We start from the raw sequence: 16918 nt of genomic DNA, 5'->3' as shown, positions 1-16918 counted from the left end.
CGGAATGAAGCGAAAGTTTCACGTTCCGTTCTGAAGGAGAGGTAGGGGTAGAAATGCCCCTATCGACTCTAACTACCCGAAGCAGAAGGAAGTTGGGCATTACCCCTACTACATGAACGAATTAGTAGTTGGTCTTCGCCAATAGAAAAAGCAGCTTCCCAACTCAAACTTGTTTGTGAACAGAGCATCAATCCAGTCTTAAGTAATTAGACAGAATTAATTACACAAATACATAGTAGAATGATATTTCAGGCAAAATTATGAGTTAATTAGAATTTCATATGATGTTTATCAGGGAAATAAATCCTCTTTCGTCTAAATTGCTCGACTCGAATTTATCGCCAAAGCCGACATCATCAGGTACGTCAGAGAGCACATTGCCTCATATTAGCTTCGCAAGGAGTAAAAAAAGGAGAGTTAATGAATATTTTCAAAATAAGTTATAAGACCCTCTATAACTGGTTCAATCGGTGGGAATTAGAGGGAATGATAGGACTTTATAATAAACCAGGAAGAGGTTCTAAGCCACTATTTAAGTCTTCGCAGAAAGCCCAAATAAAAGAGTGGGCTAAACAAGAACCAAGGCAATTAAAAAATGTTAGCCAAAAAGTTCAAGAGACCTGGGGCATAACTCCCAGTACAAAAACAATTAAAAGAATACTAAAAACTCTAAATATGAGTTGGCATCGTATGCGTAAAGGAGTGGGAGGAACGCCTCCCGCCCAGGAATATCAAGAGAAAAAGGCACAATTAGAAGAATTAAAGCAATTGGACGCTCAAGGTAAAATTGATTTATATTACTTGGATGAAACGGGATTTTGTTTGATTCCTTGTGTCCCCTATGGCTGGCAGGAAATCGGAGAATATTTAACAATTCCTAGTCGTCGTAGTCAGCGAATGAATGTACTAGGAATCATGAATCGAAATAACCATCTTGAAACTTATATTTCCTCTCAAAGTATTAATTCAGATGTGGTTATTGCCTGTATTGATGCTTTTTTCCCCACAGTAGATAAGCCAACGGTGATTGTCACAGATCAAGCTTCTATTCATACCAGTGATGCTATTGTTGACAAACTTGAAGAGTAGAAACAACGTAATATTACTCTTTTTGAGTTGCCTTCTTACTCACCTGAATTAAATTTAATTGAAATTTTATGGCGGTTTATTAAGTATGAATGGATTGAAATATCTGCTTACAAGAGTTGGGGAACTTTTGTTACATCTGTGGAAAAAATCCTGAAAGAATTTGGAGAAAACTATGTAATTAATTTTGTCTAGCTACTTAGCAGTTTTAGATCGAGAATATGGCAATGCTGGTTGGGTACTAGCGCAAGCTTCCATTCAAGCTGATTGCTTAATGCGACTCCGAAAGAATGCCTGTTTTTGGTCAGCACCACCAGCATATAGTGGTCGCGGCAGACCACGCAAGCACGGGCAAAAAATGAGGCCGGGTGACCAAACCACATGGCTCGAAGCGGATGCTGTGATTGAAATTGACGAACATCCAGAGTTGGGGCAAGTCCGAGTCAAGCAATGGCTTGACTTACATTTTTATCGTGCGCCTGAACAGAGAGTAAATTTAATCCTCGTGGAAAGAATGAAGCCCATGTCAAACGGTCAGCCGTTTCCACCCTTGTGGTTGGCTTGGGTGGGAGAACGAACTCTACCCTTAGAAACAGTCTGGTTCAAATATTTACGACGTTTTGGAGTGGATCATTGGTATAGGTTTGCCAAGCAACGACTACACTGGACATTGCCTAACCTGAGAACTCCCGAACAATCCAAGCGTTGGAGTGATTTAATGCCGCCCCGGAGTTGGCAACTCTGGCTGGCTAGGGATTTAGTTCTGGAAAATCGACTTCCTTGGCAATCTGCTACGATTAATTTAACTCCTGGACGTGTTGCCCAATCAATGTTTTCGGTTTTAGTTGACATTGGTACTCCTACAAAAATCCCTAAACATAGGGGAAAAGCCCCCGGCTGGGAAAAAGGAAAGGTACGTACTAAGGCATCGTGCTATCCCACTGTTAAAAAACGGGTTTCTCGACGGAAAAAGTCTTCAAGATTAGCTGTTTAATCTTCTACCTCTTGAGTTTTTGAGCAACAGCTTGCCTTCTGCTAAAAGGCTGCTACTTTTAGCTGCACTGATTTTTTAGTCTAAACTACAGTTACTTGACTTTTCTACTTTAGATGAGAGTGCAATTGACGGAAGCCACCACTCCTGATAAGACCGTAGATTAACGATCGTACACAGGATACAATTTCCTTTCAGTCGATCGACTTTGCAGGAGAGCTATTTTGTGCAATCAAATTATTATCGATAGTTTCACAAGGAAGGGCGATCGACTTTGCCGCCGCCGATCGAACTGTGCGATCGATTCTGGGGGCGATCGAACTTTTGTACGCGCCTTCGATCGGGCTCTCGATCCTGGGGGCGAGCGATCGTATCCTCTCATTTTTGTGTCACATCTTCAGGGGATATCAGCACGCAGCCCTGTCTGGCCTGCGATGACACGGCACTAATTCTTGGATGAACACGGATCTCGCCCCAATCTAGGATACAACGAGGCAAGAAAACCCGCCCTAGCTTGTAAACTAGGGATAACAGAATACGCAGGAAAGATTTATGCCGTCGGAAAACCAAGACTTGCTCAAAACTCAAACACCTAACAGTCCAAAGTTGCCAGTTCCCTCAGACATTTTATTGAGCTTGGTCGCTTTACCCATGCTGGGCGGGCTGGTGGTGGCTAAAGCTGCTGCTGAGTTTGTTGCGTCGATCGGCGTTGAAAGCGAAGAAGTCTTTCGGGGTTCGCGCCTTCCCGTACTCAACTTTCCTCAATCACAGGATTAGAAAGCCCAAGGAAGGATGCTGCTGCTAGAAGTTAAATTTTGTGACCCCGCCCAAAAACGGATACGGTGCCACGTACTCCTGTCGGGGACAGATAAAAATTTTCGACCCTAGTTCAACATCCCAGGTTCATCTTTGAAGTAAATCTAAAAGTGTTCGACTTAGCGCGACTCAACTGACTTCTGGCCGAACGTCTCACGCCGATCGTCTAAAATCTAAAATCGCAAGTTAACTGACCTGAAAGCTTGACAATAGGTACAATCCGTGCTGTAAGAATTAATCTTTCCTTATACTTTGTACATAAGTGCCTTCTACTTTTAACGTTGCAATAAGTCTCAAATTTGACTGCAAACAAAAGTGTTTTAGGCGAAACTAAACCATACAATTTTCTTGACACCCGCAGCTATTGAGGAACAGCCCGATGAGTTCAGTCCTCCAGTCTTCAGAACAGGCTATTGATGCAACATCTATTTCCCCTTTTCCCGCTTACTCAAAATCAGACCTGTTTCTACGAAATCGCCTCAAAGTTGTAGAGGACTTGTGGGAATCGGTGCTGCGACAGGAGTGCGGGCAGGAATTGGTGGATTTGCTCCAACAAATGCGATCGGTCAATTCCGCCGAGGGACAAGCCACTCACTTTCGCGAGTCGAATGTCGTACAGCTAATCGAAAAGCTCGACCTCAACGCCGCCATCCGCGCCGCTAGGGCTTTTGCACTGTATTTCCAGTTGATCAACATTGTCGAACAGCACTACGAACAGCGAGACCAACAGCTAGCTTACGCTAGCAGCAACGACGCTGGTGGGCGGATGTTTTCTAAGCTGCCAGGACAAGCAACGGATGCCCCCGATCGCCCCCGCCACCGGGAAGGCCCAGTCCCCGCCCAAATGGCTCCTCGCGGTGCAGACAGCGGCGAGACGATCGCCCGAGATGCGGGAACTTTTCACCAACTGTTCCCGATGCTGCTGCGCTTGAACGTGCCCAGCCAGCAAATCCAGCGCTTGATCGATCAGTTAGACATCCGCTTGGTATTTACAGCTCACCCGACGGAAATTGTTCGCCACACGATCCGCACCAAACAGCGACGAATGGCGAAGATTCTCCAACAGCTAGACCAAGTTGACGAGAAATTTCAGGTGATCGGAACCGACTCTCAAAGCCCCTACCCGGTGTCTTGCTGGGAAGCAGCGGCTCTCCAAGAGCAACTGATGGAAGAAATTCGCCTCTGGTGGCGCACTGACGAACTGCACCAGTTCAAGCCGACTGTACTTGACGAGGTGGAGTACACTCTCCACTACTTCGAGGAAGTTCTGTTTGATGCTATTCCCGAACTCTACCACCGCTTAAAGCAAGCTTTGCACGCTTCTTACCCTTATCTGAAACCGCCTAGTTACAATTTTTGCAAGTTCGGTTCTTGGGTGGGATCGGACAGGGACGGCAATCCTTCGGTGACTCCGAAAGTTACTTGGCAAACTGCTTGCTATCAGCGCCACTTGGTGCTAGAGAAGTACATCAGCGCGGTGAAACGGCTAAACGAACTTTTGAGTTTGTCGCTGCACTGGAGCGATGTGCTGCCGGAATTGCTGGAATCTCTCGATCGCGACAAATCGGAATTCCCGGAGGTTTACGAGCAGTGGGCAATCCGCTACCGCCAAGAACCTTATCGGTTGAAGCTGGCCTACGTGCTGCAGCGGCTGGAAAATACGCGCGATCGTAATTGGCGGCTCTACAAAGGAGACGAATTGCAGCGGGAACGCGAAGCTTTGTCGGAACATCCCGGAATGACCGGCCTTTATCGATCGGGGGCTGAGTTTTTAGCCGAACTCAAGCTCATCGAACACAATTTAGTGGAAACAGGTTTGAGCTGTCGGGACTTGGAAAATCTGCTCTGCCAAGTAGAAATTTACGGGTTTAATTTGGCTTACCTAGATATTCGCCAAGAGTCAACAGTACACTCGGACGCTTTAAGGGAAATTGCTGAATACTTGCAAATTTTGCCCAAGCCTTACAATCAAATGTCGGAATGCGATCGCATTATTTGGCTGGCAACGGAACTGCAAACTCGCCGCCCTTTAATTCCAGCAGAATTGCCCTTTTCTCCCAAAACTTGCGAGACGATCAATACCTTCCGAATATTGCGGCAAATGCAGCAGGAGTTTGGCTCGGAAATTTGCCAAACTTACGTCATCAGCATGAGCCACGATGTCAGCGATTTGCTGGCGGTTTTGCTGTTAGCAAAAGAAGCGGGACTTTACGATCCCGCAACAGGAATTAGCAACATTCAAGTAGTTCCCCTGTTTGAAACGGTGGAAGATTTGAAAAAAGCGCCGGAAGTAATGCAAAAAATATTTGATCTGCCGCTTTATCGAGCTTTGCTAGCAGGAGGATACGCGCAGGAACTAGCGGTAAAAAACGCCGAAAATCTCAAATGCCCCATCGAAAATCTCAAATTGCAAGAGGTAATGCTGGGCTATTCGGACAGCAATAAAGATTCTGGTTTCCTCAGCAGCAATTGGGAAATCCACAAAGCTCAAAAGGCTTTGCAAATGGTTGCGGAAAAACACGGTGTGGAGTTGCGAATTTTTCACGGCAGAGGCGGTTCTGTAGGGCGCGGTGGTGGGCCTGCTTACAAGGCAATTTTGGCTCAGCCTGGAAAGAGTATTAACGGGCGAATTAAGATTACTGAACAAGGCGAGGTTTTGGCTTCTAAATATTCTTTGCCGGAGTTGGCGCTTTACAATTTGGAAACTGTGGCGGCGGCGGTAATTCAAGCGAGTTTGCTGCACACTGGTTTTGATGGCATCGACCCTTGGAATGAGATTATGGAGGAGTTGTCGGTAAAATCGCGATCGCACTACCGCAATTTAATCTACGAACAGCCGGATTTAGTTGATTTCTTCCACCAAGTTACCCCCATTCAAGAAATCAGCCAGTTGCAAATTAGTTCTCGCCCGGCCCGTCGCGGTGGTAAAAAAGACATCAGCGGTTTGCGAGCAATTCCGTGGGTGTTTAGCTGGACTCAAAGCCGCTTTTTGCTGCCTTCTTGGTACGGTGTCGGCACAGCTTTGCAAGAGTTTTTGCTGGAGGAACCGGAAGAACACATGAAACTTTTGCAGTATTTCTACTTGAAATGGCCGTTTTTTAGAATGGTAATTTCTAAGGTGGAAATGACTTTATCTAAGGTGGATTTGCAGATTGCAGAACACTACGTGCAGGAGTTAGCTTTGCCAGCGGACAGGGAGCGTTTTAAGGCTTTATTCGATCAAATTGCTGCCGAATTTCACTTGATTCGCGATTTGGTTTTAACGATTACCGGACACCAACGTTTGTTGGACGAAGATCCATCGCTGCAGCGATCGGTGCAGTTGCGAAATGCGACGATTGTGCCTTTGGGTTTGTTGCAGGTTTCGCTGCTGAAACGCTTGCGGCAGCATGGTAGTGGCGGGGTTCCGGGGGTGATTCACTCGCGTTACAGCAAGGGTGAATTGTTGCGGGGAGCTCTGCTGACGATTAATGGAATTGCTGCGGGGATGCGGAATACCGGCTAGGCAAATAGTTTTGAGTTGTGAATTAGTGGTAAGGTGCGCGATAGAGCACCTTGCTACTGTTAGTTTCAGAATTCGGGCGATCGCCCATTGTATAGCAATCCTCGCATCATTTGTGTAATTCTTGTAGGGGCAAACCCCCCGTGGTTGCCCCCATGAGACCGGGGTAGGCACTCTTAACACTACCCCTACATCTTTTTACGACTCCTGCAAGGATTGCTACAGCATATTCCATGTAGATGTGGTACACACAATCTTCTAGCCCGTGTAAGGTGCGGATACACCCGTCAATCTGTAAGTTTTATCGACCAATATTTCGCCGCGACGCACCCTACAGATTAACACCACACAATATAGCTTTATAGTGTACTTCATGAACCACCGAAGAGGCTGTATAGTCACAGCCATAGGAAACTGTTCGCTATGCTAGCTGAGATTTTTTTATGTCTAAACGGAAACAGTCTCAAGGTTGTCGCCCGATGCTGCGGCGCACTTTTTTATTTTTAACGGGCCTAGCTTTGGCGCGGGTGGCGGCTGACTATTTTGCGATCGCCCAAAACCGAGATAGTTTCTTGACTCTCATGGGTCAACTGTGGCAAAAGTCACTCGCTTTTTTATCAAGTATACAATCAAATCAAACTCCTAAACCTCTCCCTAGCAATCCCATTGTAAAATCGGCAAAAACAAATCAACCTCTGCCGAGTAATCCTATTGTAAAATCGCCCGAAAATCCTCCTGCTGTGCAGCCGTCTCAACCTAAAATTATCAAAAAACGTTCTGCTAAGCAAGCAAAACCTGTAGAAGTCAGCAGCAAAAATGTAGCTGGCGCAAGTTTTTATCTCACAACTATTGACCTCGCCGACCCAGAAAATTATATCACAATAGGGTTAGCTAATAATGCCGATTTTGCTAATACTTCTAAAGTAACGCGGGGCGACGAACCTTTTGAAAATATGGTGGCGCGTTACCGGGCTGCTGTTGTTGCTAACGGGACTTTTTTTGGTAAAGATGAGCAGAAATCTGTGCTGGGAAATATGGTGGCGGCGGGTAAGTTTATGAAATATAGCCGCTGGGAAAATTACGGCACGACTTTGGGAATTAAAGCGGGAAATCAATTGGAAATGGTGACGGCTAGAACTGAAGGTAAGCCGGATTGGAGTCAACATTGGTTTTCTCTGACCAAGAATTTCAAAGGTGGTACCCGCCACGTGATTTATCCGTGGAATCAATTCTTTAATCGAAAATCGAAAATCCTCAAGAAAGAGCATTTATCTCGCGCAAGTCAATCTAAAATCTAAAATCTAAAATCTAAAATCGATTGACTTGCGGGCCGAGATTGGTTAAAGGGGGGAAAGTTTGGCTGTCTCCTTTATCGGAAGGTTTTAAAGATTCTCATGTTGTGGGCGTGGGTTCGAGAACGGCGATCGGCTTTCCAGCTTCCAGAGATAAGTTATTTTTGGTAACTTTTTTTGATAGTTTGTCTTGGGAAGCAGAAGGTAAGGTTATGCAAGAGATGGCGTCCCGCCCTCGCCCGTGCTACGGCTGTTTTGAAGCGATGAATTTGGACGGTGGTGCTTCCGTGGGTTTGGCTCATCAAGGGCAGATTTTATTGCCGCCGGGACGGAATTTGACGAATGTCCTGGTGGTTTACGATCGCGAATATCCAGATCCTGCTCAATTAAAACAGTCTTGGGAACGCTTTCAAAAGGGTTCTCGACCAACACCGGACAAATCAGTGTTTTTTAATTGAATCGGCAATTACTATAATAGGAAGTAAGCTTTTGCAGGCAAAGATTATGACAGCAACAAAAGAAAGAACCTGGACAGTCGAAGAATATCACCGCATGATTGAAGCTGGCATTCTCACTGAAGGTGATAAGATTGAATTGCTAGATGGGAGAATTGTTGAAATGAGCGCACAAACTCCACCCCATGCTGCTACAACCCAACGCAGCGATCGATATCTACAACACCTGCTCAGAGATTTAGCAGCAATTCGCGTGCAGTTGCCAATTACTTTAGCAACTTCGGAACCGGAACCAGATATAGCAGTTGTTTGTATCGATCCGGGTGCTTATAGCGACCATCACCCAAATCCTAGCGAAATCTTGCTGTTAATTGAAGTTTCTTACGCGACATTACAAATTGACCGCCGGGAAAAAGCCCCGATTTATGCGAGAGCAAATATCGCTGAATATTGGATATTAGATGTAGCGGCCCGCGAGGCATATATTTACCGGAATCCCGCACCGGGAGGCTATCAATCTGAGATAGTTGTTGCAGATAACGCTGCGATTAGAATGCTAGCTTTTCCTGAGATTGAGATTAGTTTTTCCGAACAGTTTTTGCCTGTTTAGTTTGTGTTTTAGCTTTAACCGCAGATGGAGCAGATAAACGCAGATGGACGCAGATAAAGAGTTAAAACCAAGATGTTTGGGAGTGGTTTAAATCTAAAGGTGGTGGTCAAATGGAGAAATGAATTCAATGGCCTTTTATTTCAAATCTTGAATTATTAGACCAACTTCGGCAGTTATCCCCTGCTGAGAAGTTTCAAATAATGCAGTTTTTAATCGCTGAATTGGCGAAAGAAGAAATGTTAAAGCCATTGGATAATGGCGCGGGTTATCGTGTTTGGTCGCCTTATGATTATGGTGATGCTGCCCAGAAACTAATGAGTTTATTAGAACAAGAAGAAACGAAAGAAAAGGCGAAATCCTAAACGATTTTCTTTTATCGAACGAAGGAATCAAGCAGGAGAAACTAATTTTTTTCCCTGTGTACCGATAACTTTAAGCTATCGGGATTGTATTTCGGAGACTTTGGGTTTGTTTGATACGGGATCGAGTCTTAATGTTTTACCGTACCATCTTGGTTTAGCGTTGGGAGCTGTTTGGGAGGAGCAAACGCTTTCAATTCAGTTAGCAGGTAATCTTGCGCCAGTGGAAGCCAGGGGTTTAGCTGTTGTAGGACAAATTAAAGATTTTTTACCTGTTCGTTTAGCTAGAGCCTCTCATAAAATAGAGAGTGTCGTAACTGAAGACTAGCACTATGCATAACTTATTGATTCTCAATGATCAGTCACTTTCCTTTATTCAGGAGCCTTTTCTTAGCGACTTTGTAAAAAGCTATTGGGACAAGATAGCTTTTGTAATTCCTGTAACTAGAAGCGAGGACTTTAGGCAATTCCCCCACTCTGACGTTATAAACAGAGGATACACTGTAGACTGGCTATTTGCGATTGTTCCGAATCCTCATCACCCACTCGATGTGGACTGGATTTTTTTACGACCTAGACAAGCTCATCCTTGGTGGTACGGAAACCATCCAGCTACCAGTAACTTTAATAGTGGTGGGTCAACACATTGTCTTGAAGACACTTTGAGACTGGTTGAAACACTATTCAAAGGTGATCGAGTACAGGACTCCTGTTGCTATATACCAGAGTTGTACACTAATAATCCACCAAGAACTTTTGAATCTCTGTATAGCTATAAGCTTTTTTATGCAGCTCAGGATTTAGCAGCTTCAAATTATCCCTCATTTGATGATTTGCACGATAAAGCACGAGAATTCTCGAATGCTGTTTGCTTAGGATTGTATGGCTGTAACGATGCAACATTAAATATGCAGTGGCGAGTAGAATCTATGCGTAGCGCTGGATTTTGGACATCTACTACAGTTGAACTAGCGGATAAGGTGACGCTAGCCATGAGGTTATCTGGAGAGTCAGACCGCCATATAAATGTACGTCCATCAGAAGCTTTTGAGCAGTGGATGGGACAGCACAAGAATGATGAGAGAGAACCTCTACTTATCCGAACTAAAGATGACATTCTGTTCTGTGATCCTCAAGTTCCTACTACTTACCGTTCCGATGCTTACTTCTTAGACTGCGAACAACAAAACATTCAAAGGTTGGGTCGCAATGGTGGAGATATCATACGAACATTAAAGACTTGGGGTATTAATCCAAAGGATGACAGACTGCGGTTTTTGTTTTGATAATCAGTGGATAAGTCCTGCATTCCCTACGGAGAGTTTTCCCACTCGGCGGTAAGCTTGCGGAAATTGTATTGAGACGCGCCGGGGTGACAAGTAACGCAACTGCTGATATTTGCGGGTTGTGACATTTTGACTTTGGGGTGCAAAGCTTTGAAATAGCGAGAACTGGCGACTCGGTAGGCGAGTTCTTCGTCTTTGGCTTGGGGACGGGAAAAAGTTTGCAGGTAGTTCCAGACTAGCAGGCGGGGCGGGTCTACTAGCAGTTTGATGGTTTGTCCGTAGTGTTGGGGATCTTGCAGCAATCTGCGCCAGGTTTCTGTAGGTAAGACTTGTGGCGGTAAAGCGATGTGACAGGTGGCGCAGTTTTCTAGGTACAGTTGCTGTCCGAGTTGGTAGCTTTCGGGGATGCGATCGACCGTACCGGTATCCTCGATCGAAGACACCTGAGCAAGTCGCGCGGGAGTGCGAGAGTAGGCAGTCTGAGCAGCAACCCATCCGCCACAGGTACAGCAGATTATTATCAACACTAGCAACTTTGAGTAAAGCCCCCGCAAGCCTACTCTGCGACGTTTGCGGGGTTTTTCCTGTTTCATAATTCTGAATTTATTTTTGGTTAAATCACGGGTATGCTCATGCCTTCGCGGGCTAAGCAGCTATTGGCGAACGCTGCCTGCACCTCTGCTTCTGTACGATCGAGAAAATTGTCATCGTGACCCGGATCATGGTGAAACATCACGATTTTTTTGACTCCAGCAGCTTTGGCTATTTCTACTCCTGCTTGCCAAGTCGAGTGTCCCCAGCCGACTTTTGGGGTTTTGAAGTCGTAATACTCTTCGTTGGTGTAGTTGGCGTCGTAAATCAGCACGTCGGCGTTGCGAGCTAGGTGTAACACGTTGTCGTCCAGCCGATCGGGAAAATGTTCTGTATCGGTGCAGTAGACGGCTGTGTGTCCCTCCCAAGTGACTCGATATCCGATCGCGGTGTTGGGATGGTTCAGCAGTGCCGTTTCTATTTTCACATCGTCGAGTTCGATAATATCCCCAGGCGTCAAATCGTTGAATTTGAGGTCTGACTGCATCACCTGGATGGGGACGGGAAAATTGGGGTGCACCATTTGGTCGGCAAGACGGTGTTTGATTGTAGTGCCGTTGGGGGCGATCGCACCGTAAATGTGAAAACAGTTCCCTGGGATAAAGGCGGGAGTAAAGAACGGAAAGCCTTGAATGTGATCCCAGTGAGTGTGGCTGAAAAACATATGGGCTTCCACCGGCATTTGCCGCAGCAGATTGAGGCCCAGAACTCGCAGGCCCGTACCGCCGTCAAAAATCAGGCGTTTTTTGCCCAAGCGCATTTCTACACAGGAGGTGTTCCCTCCGTAGCGAAGTGTTTTGCTGCCGGGGGTGGCGATGCTGCCCCGCACGCCCCAAAACTGAACGACAAACTCGGTCAAAGGACTATTTTCCATAGTGGCTTGGCGATCGGAAGGCTGTGGATTGGGTAGAGAGGGTGCGGAATCTGGCATTTTTTTTAGTTTTGGGGGCTGGAACTTGGGAGTTGAAATCTTAGTTTTTACTTTTTAGTTTTTAGCAATCTGTACTATAATAAAGCCCTCGATCGGGAAACTATTCGAGTGCCTAATACTTGGGCTGTTAGAATTCTCAACCTTACCGATTCGTGTAGGAGATGTCACGCTTGAGAGATGATTTGTTGCATCATCCGGGCAGCCCGCCGTGTTCTGTGTTCTGAGATTAAGATAGCGCCGATCGCTCTAAGTGTTAGGGTAAAACTTCCTCAAACGTAGAACGCATTCCTCTGGGGTAGAATTTGCGCTTCATCTTACTCTAGGAGTAGTATTTTTTTCAAGATTGGGGGCGGGGCGCGGTTTTGAGGAATGCTGTTCCGGTGAGTCGGCATTCACGACTGATTTGACATTCTAGCTACCCGTTCCTCGACTGCATCCCTAGACGTGCAGCGATCGCTTTATGTTCGGCCCCCTGAGTTTTTAGTCGGGTTGCAGTCGAGGAGTGCGGGCTAGGGGCTTATTTGCGATCGGCTGCGATGCACTTTTCCACTAAGGGCATGACTTGATCGACATCTTGCCAACCCAGAATTTCCGTGACTTTTTTCTCCAAATTTTTGTAGGTTCTAAAAAATTCGGCTATTTCGTCCAAGCGGTGGGGGGCTACGTCTTTGAGGGACTTATAGTGAGCATAGCGGGGGTCTTTGTCGGGAACGCACAAAAGTTTTTCGTCCCTGTCACCTCCGTCGATCATTTCCAGCATTCCGATCGGACGGGCTGCGATTATGCACCCTGGAAATGTGGGCTCATCCATCATCACCATGCCGTCGAGGGGGTCGCCATCATCGGCTAAGGTATTGGGTATGAAGCCGTAGTCGCACGGATATTGGACTGAGGAAGAAAGCACCCGATCGAGAGCAAAGGCTTGTAAGTCTTTATCAAATTCGTACTTGTTTTTGCTACCGGCGGTAATTTCGATGAGGACGTTGAGCAGTCCTGGTTTCGGCTGTGCCGGAATTAGCGATAAGTCCACAACAATATCTCCAAGTTAACAGATGATTGGGATGAGTGCTACTTGCCAAATCCCTTTGATAGCATTTTACGGGCGATCGGGCCTTTCGGCTGCATGAGATTGACCGAAAGCGGGGGAGTGTGTCGCCGGCTGGGGGAATACACTCGACGGGCGGGACGCCCATCCCACACAAGAGAGAGGGGACGGGCGGGACGCCCATCCCACACAAGAGAGAGGGGACGGGCGGGACGCCCATCCCACAGGTTGAGGGCGCAAAGCTTTGTTTTGGCAAAGGAGATATTTTCAGAACCATTTATTCTGTTTACCGTCTGTCAAAATTATTTTAATTTTCAAACCCAACCACTGGCTCAGTTCTGTTGCTAACCACTTGATTTCTGATTCACTTAGTCCCTCCTTCTCTCCTAACTGATATTTGTGCTTGCCTGCTTGAACTATCATCTGATAGACTTTCCCTAATCTCACTTCCGAGTAGCTCTTCTGCATAAGTAATGATGCCGTTTTATATAACCCTGTAGCTATTGATAAAGCAAAAATCATAACTTTTACACCAATACCGCTGTTTCTATATTCACGTTGTTGAATTTTCAACTGGCCAATCTCCTTCCTGGGAGATGGCTTGGCATGATTCCATCTCAACCCCAGCAGATTGCTTGTCTGGGAGATTTGCTGCCGATCGATTCTGAGACGCCTTTCCCGAAATAGTGCAAATATCAACTTTAGTCCTGCCATACATAACAAACTTCCTGATATTATTATAAAAAATTGGGAATTTATATTTAACGCATCGCTCAACATATCCCTTGCTATAAATGAGACAGGACTCGCAGATACCAGAGCCGAAAGCGTGGCAATTAAACCAAAATCGATGCCTTTGGGCGGAATTACAATTTCTATAAATTCCGATTTTTTTGTAAGTTTAATATCGCTGCCTTGTGGCTGCAGCACCACCATAGGATTTTTGTTGATCGGGCGGGGATTTTTAAGCCCTCGCCATGCTTCCCTAGCCGAAGATAACCGTTTGGAAAAACTTGGTTCTGTCATCCACTCCAGCCAATCTATTAAATTAGGATTGAGCTGCGGTACCCGATCGGCAAATTGAATTTTCAAATCCTGCTGCGACAGTTCGGTGGGATGCAAACCCGTTACCAAATAAATTAAAGTTGCACCTAAACCGTAGAGGTCAGAAGCCGGAACCGAGCGCCCGCCAAATTGTTCGGGTGCCATATACCCGTAAGTTCCCACTACTGTAATTGTGCCGCCAAATTTTGCAGCTTGGTTCTGCACCGAACCGAAATCAACTAAATAAACTTGTCCGACCGAGTTACCCGATCTGCTGTGCAGTAAAATATTACTGGGTTTAATGTCACGGTGAATAACAGGCGGATTTTGCTTGTGCAAGTAATTCAAAATTGCTAACAGCGATTTAGCTAATTGTTTCACCTCGCTTTCGCTAAAAGTACGCCCCGATCGCAAATGCTCTTCCAAAGTTTTTCCCTCTACATAAGTCTGTACCAGGGCAAAGCTTTTACTGTTTAGTTCGTCAATTTCCAGGTAATCGAGGTAGCGCGGAATTGCTGGGTGAGAAAGTGCTTTTAAAGTTTCCGCTTCCCGTTCAAATAGCTTGAGGTCTTGCCATTCAAAATCGCTGCCGAGGAATAGTTGTTTGATAACAACTAATTCTTGAGTTTGTAAGTCACGAGCCAGCAGCGTTTGGCGACCAGTTTGTTTTCCTAGTTGTCGCTGCACTTCGTAGCGTTCTGCTAATATTTTGCTGGTCATATTTTTTTACATGAATTTGAGTGTGAGGGGAACGTCGGGGTTCAGAAACCGGGTTTTTTAGCGAGTCTGGCGGTTGTAATGCGTCTTTTCGTAAAAACCCGGTTTATTTGCTCGGAGTGCGTCCAGAACTGTAAATTTTAGATTACAGTCCACTTTCTTTTTGATACCACCGGGCAATAGACTTGCTACTTGCCCCCATTGACAGTCCTGCAATTAGCGACGGTGCTAGCACGAAAACAATCTCAACACTCAAGTCGTTTAGCTTATTCCAATCCATTATCCGAAAGTAGACGATGCTTGTCGAGGTACAGAGTACGATACTAATTGCAGTTAAAACCTGTCGGTGAAGTTTGGGATTAGTTAGGGGAAAAAACCACAAGCGCGTCACAATTCCTACGATTATTCCGTTCCCCAACCCCAGCAGCAAGCCCAGAAGAAGACCGATTAATCCTCCGAAAATTGTCGCCACTACCGGCAAAAGAAAGGTGCCGTAAATTGCTGCACAAGCTCCTACACCTAGAGTGCCCATCCAAGTGCTGCGCCCGATCGCATTCTTGAACAACCTAGAGGTATCTAGCGTTTTTCCCAGTCTCAATGTCTGGGAATATTTATTTATTTCCTGTGGTTTTTCTAGAACTTCTTTAGCTATTTGGACTGAGGCGGGACGGCATTCTAAACTCGGATGCGTCATCCACTTCAGCCAATTGGTAAAACCGGAACTCAGTTGGGTGAATTGCTCGAACTCGATCTGCAAATCTTTCTGCGGCAAGTCGGCTGGATGCTGCTTGGTAATTAAGGCGATTAAGGTGGCTCCCAAGCTGTACAAGTCGGAAGCTGGAACTGCTCTCCCGCCAAATTGTTCGGGCGGCATATAGCCATAAGTTCCGACAACGGTGACTGTTTTTCCTTGTTGGGTTGCTAGGGTTTGAACTGCACCAAAATCGACTAGGTAGACTTTGCCGACGCTGTTGCCCGATCGATTCTTGAGTAAAATATTGCTGGGTTTAATGTCGCGGTGAATGACCGGGGGCTGTCGCTGGTGCAGATAGGCGAGGATGTCTAATAATGCTGTGGCTAATTGTTTGACTTCTCTTTCGCTGAAGGTGCGGCCGTCTGAGAGATATTCTTGTAGGGATTTGGCTGCGATGTAAGTCTGAACTAGGGCGAATCCTTTGCGCTTGGGCGTGTCGATTTCAAAGGAGTCGAGATATCGGGGAATTGCGGGATGGGATAGGGATTTTAAGGTTTCGACTTCTCGCTGGAACAGTTTTAAGTCTTCCCAGTTAAAGTCGCTGCTGAATGACAGGAGTTTGACTACTACTTGCTGTTGGGTTTTTAAGTCGCGGGCGAGTAAGGTTTGTCTTCCTGCTTGCTTGCCGAGCCGCCGATCGCACTGATAGCGATCGGCTAATATTTCTTTTGACAAATCGCCGATGTTTTCTCCGCTCATCTTCTCTTGCCCTAGAACCGATTAAACCTAGTGTAGTTGACAAAAGTGCAATAATCGGAAATGTTTGGGCTAGGGCAAAAAAAATTTTATGTCAAATAGCAACCGCCTTTAAAAGCCAGCTTTCTCGCACAATCAAGAAGCGCCTGAGTTAAGCTGGAATTTAATTTTGGATTTGCTTATAAATTGACTGCACTACGTCGAGCAGGCTCAAGACTTGCTGCCATTCGGGGGCATCGGGGTTGTAGCTTTTGGCGCGCTGAGTTTTCAAACTGTGGTGCAAGAGGGAAAGCAGCGCGTCTGGAGACTGTAAGGAATTGTCCTCTTCATCTGCTGGGGTTTGGGCTGCATTTTCTTCGATGTCTTCTTTAATCTTTTGTGCTCGATCGGCGAGGGCTAAAGATCGGCCTGCCAGGTTTTCCGGCATTTTGGGCTGTTCGGACAAAGACGCGCTGGTTAGTTCTACCAATAGTTGACAGACTCGATCGACCCATTCGTGATCGTTTACTGAAAAGGAACCTGATTTGAACACTTGCCCGTCAGGTCTTTGTTGAATGGTTTGTACCTTCTGGATCAGAGGAATAGCCTTAACAGTGATATTTTCCGGGATTCTGGGGATATCTGACAGGGAGCTCCGAGCAATCTCCAGCAATAGTTGGTAAACCTGATCTACCCACTCAACATCTCCCGATTGCGAATTCCAATTATTCATAACTGACGCTAGTGGTTTTCTATATCTAAGA

The 16918-nt window shown here is 45.9% G+C and carries 16 protein-coding genes and 1 pseudogene; 11 read left to right on the top strand and 6 right to left on the bottom strand.

Going from position 1 to position 16918, the window contains the following annotated elements:
* Positions 1–281: 281 nt before the first annotated feature.
* From QT973_RS12285 to QT973_RS12235, 11 genes and pseudogenes are all read left to right on the top strand, one after another.
* A pseudogene (locus tag QT973_RS12285) lies at positions 282–1281 on the top strand (IS630 family transposase).
* Positions 1274–2080, top strand: a complete 807-nt coding sequence (locus QT973_RS12280; RefSeq protein WP_333260538.1) for a hypothetical protein — start codon at positions 1274–1276, stop codon at positions 2078–2080. The pseudogene QT973_RS12285 and the gene QT973_RS12280 overlap by 8 nt, the downstream one beginning before the upstream one ends.
* Before the next feature lie 221 nt (positions 2081–2301).
* On the top strand, positions 2302–2526 hold the full coding sequence (locus QT973_RS12275; protein WP_333053484.1) for a hypothetical protein: 225 nt from the start codon (positions 2302–2304) through the stop codon (positions 2524–2526).
* A 103-nt stretch (positions 2527–2629) separates the two neighbouring features.
* A complete protein-coding gene (locus QT973_RS12270; protein WP_333053485.1) occupies positions 2630–2854 on the top strand; it encodes a hypothetical protein in 225 nt (74 codons plus the stop codon).
* Positions 2855–3272: 418 nt separating this feature from the next.
* Entirely contained in the window at positions 3273–6398 is a 3126-nt protein-coding gene (gene ppc, locus QT973_RS12265; RefSeq protein WP_333053486.1) for a phosphoenolpyruvate carboxylase, read from the top strand.
* A 440-nt stretch (positions 6399–6838) separates the two neighbouring features.
* Positions 6839–7693 carry a hypothetical protein gene (locus QT973_RS12260; protein WP_333391406.1) on the top strand — a complete coding sequence of 285 codons (855 nt, stop codon included), beginning with the start codon at positions 6839–6841 and terminating at the stop codon, positions 7691–7693.
* A 20-nt stretch (positions 7694–7713) separates the two neighbouring features.
* Positions 7714–8145: a phosphodiester glycosidase family protein gene (locus QT973_RS12255; protein WP_445305692.1), complete on the top strand. Its 432-nt coding sequence runs from the start codon at positions 7714–7716 to the stop codon at positions 8143–8145.
* 46 nt (positions 8146–8191) lie between these two features.
* Entirely contained in the window at positions 8192–8752 is a 561-nt protein-coding gene (locus QT973_RS12250) for a Uma2 family endonuclease (RefSeq protein ID WP_333391403.1), read from the top strand.
* Between the two features lie 200 nt (positions 8753–8952).
* Positions 8953–9114: a hypothetical protein gene (locus QT973_RS12245; protein WP_333391401.1), complete on the top strand. Its 162-nt coding sequence runs from the start codon at positions 8953–8955 to the stop codon at positions 9112–9114.
* Positions 9115–9220: 106 nt separating this feature from the next.
* Positions 9221–9439, top strand: a complete 219-nt coding sequence (locus QT973_RS12240) for a hypothetical protein (protein ID WP_333391400.1) — start codon at positions 9221–9223, stop codon at positions 9437–9439.
* Between the two features lie 4 nt (positions 9440–9443).
* Positions 9444–10397, top strand: a complete 954-nt coding sequence (locus QT973_RS12235) for a hypothetical protein (protein WP_333391398.1) — start codon at positions 9444–9446, stop codon at positions 10395–10397.
* 26 nt (positions 10398–10423) lie between these two features.
* On the opposite strand, the gene QT973_RS12230 is transcribed toward QT973_RS12235, so the two are convergent.
* From QT973_RS12230 to QT973_RS12205, 6 genes are all read right to left on the bottom strand, one after another.
* Positions 10424–10990, bottom strand: coding sequence for a diheme cytochrome C (locus QT973_RS12230; RefSeq protein ID WP_333391396.1), 567 nt, complete (start codon positions 10988–10990; stop codon positions 10424–10426).
* 20 nt (positions 10991–11010) lie between these two features.
* A complete protein-coding gene (locus QT973_RS12225) occupies positions 11011–11919 on the bottom strand; it encodes an MBL fold metallo-hydrolase (RefSeq protein ID WP_333053496.1) in 909 nt (302 codons plus the stop codon).
* Positions 11920–12436: 517 nt separating this feature from the next.
* Complete coding sequence (locus QT973_RS12220) at positions 12437–12949, bottom strand: inorganic diphosphatase (RefSeq protein ID WP_006634582.1); 513 nt, start codon at positions 12947–12949, stop codon at positions 12437–12439.
* A 282-nt stretch (positions 12950–13231) separates the two neighbouring features.
* Entirely contained in the window at positions 13232–14728 is a 1497-nt protein-coding gene (locus QT973_RS12215) for a serine/threonine-protein kinase (protein ID WP_333053497.1), read from the bottom strand.
* 142 nt (positions 14729–14870) lie between these two features.
* Positions 14871–16178 carry a serine/threonine-protein kinase gene (locus QT973_RS12210; protein WP_333338435.1) on the bottom strand — a complete coding sequence of 436 codons (1308 nt, stop codon included), beginning with the start codon at positions 16176–16178 and terminating at the stop codon, positions 14871–14873.
* Between the two features lie 160 nt (positions 16179–16338).
* Positions 16339–16887 (bottom strand): inorganic pyrophosphatase, encoded by a 549-nt coding sequence (locus QT973_RS12205; RefSeq protein ID WP_333053499.1) that lies wholly within the window; start codon positions 16885–16887, stop codon positions 16339–16341.
* Positions 16888–16918 lie beyond the last annotated feature (31 nt).

Origin of the sequence: Microcoleus sp. Z1_A1, assembly GCF_036700305.1 — a bacterium.
Taxonomy (GTDB): Bacteria; Cyanobacteriota; Cyanobacteriia; order Cyanobacteriales; family Microcoleaceae; genus Microcoleus.
The sequence above is the reverse complement of the archived record's forward strand: the minus strand, read 5'-3'. Positions and strand labels throughout refer to the sequence as shown.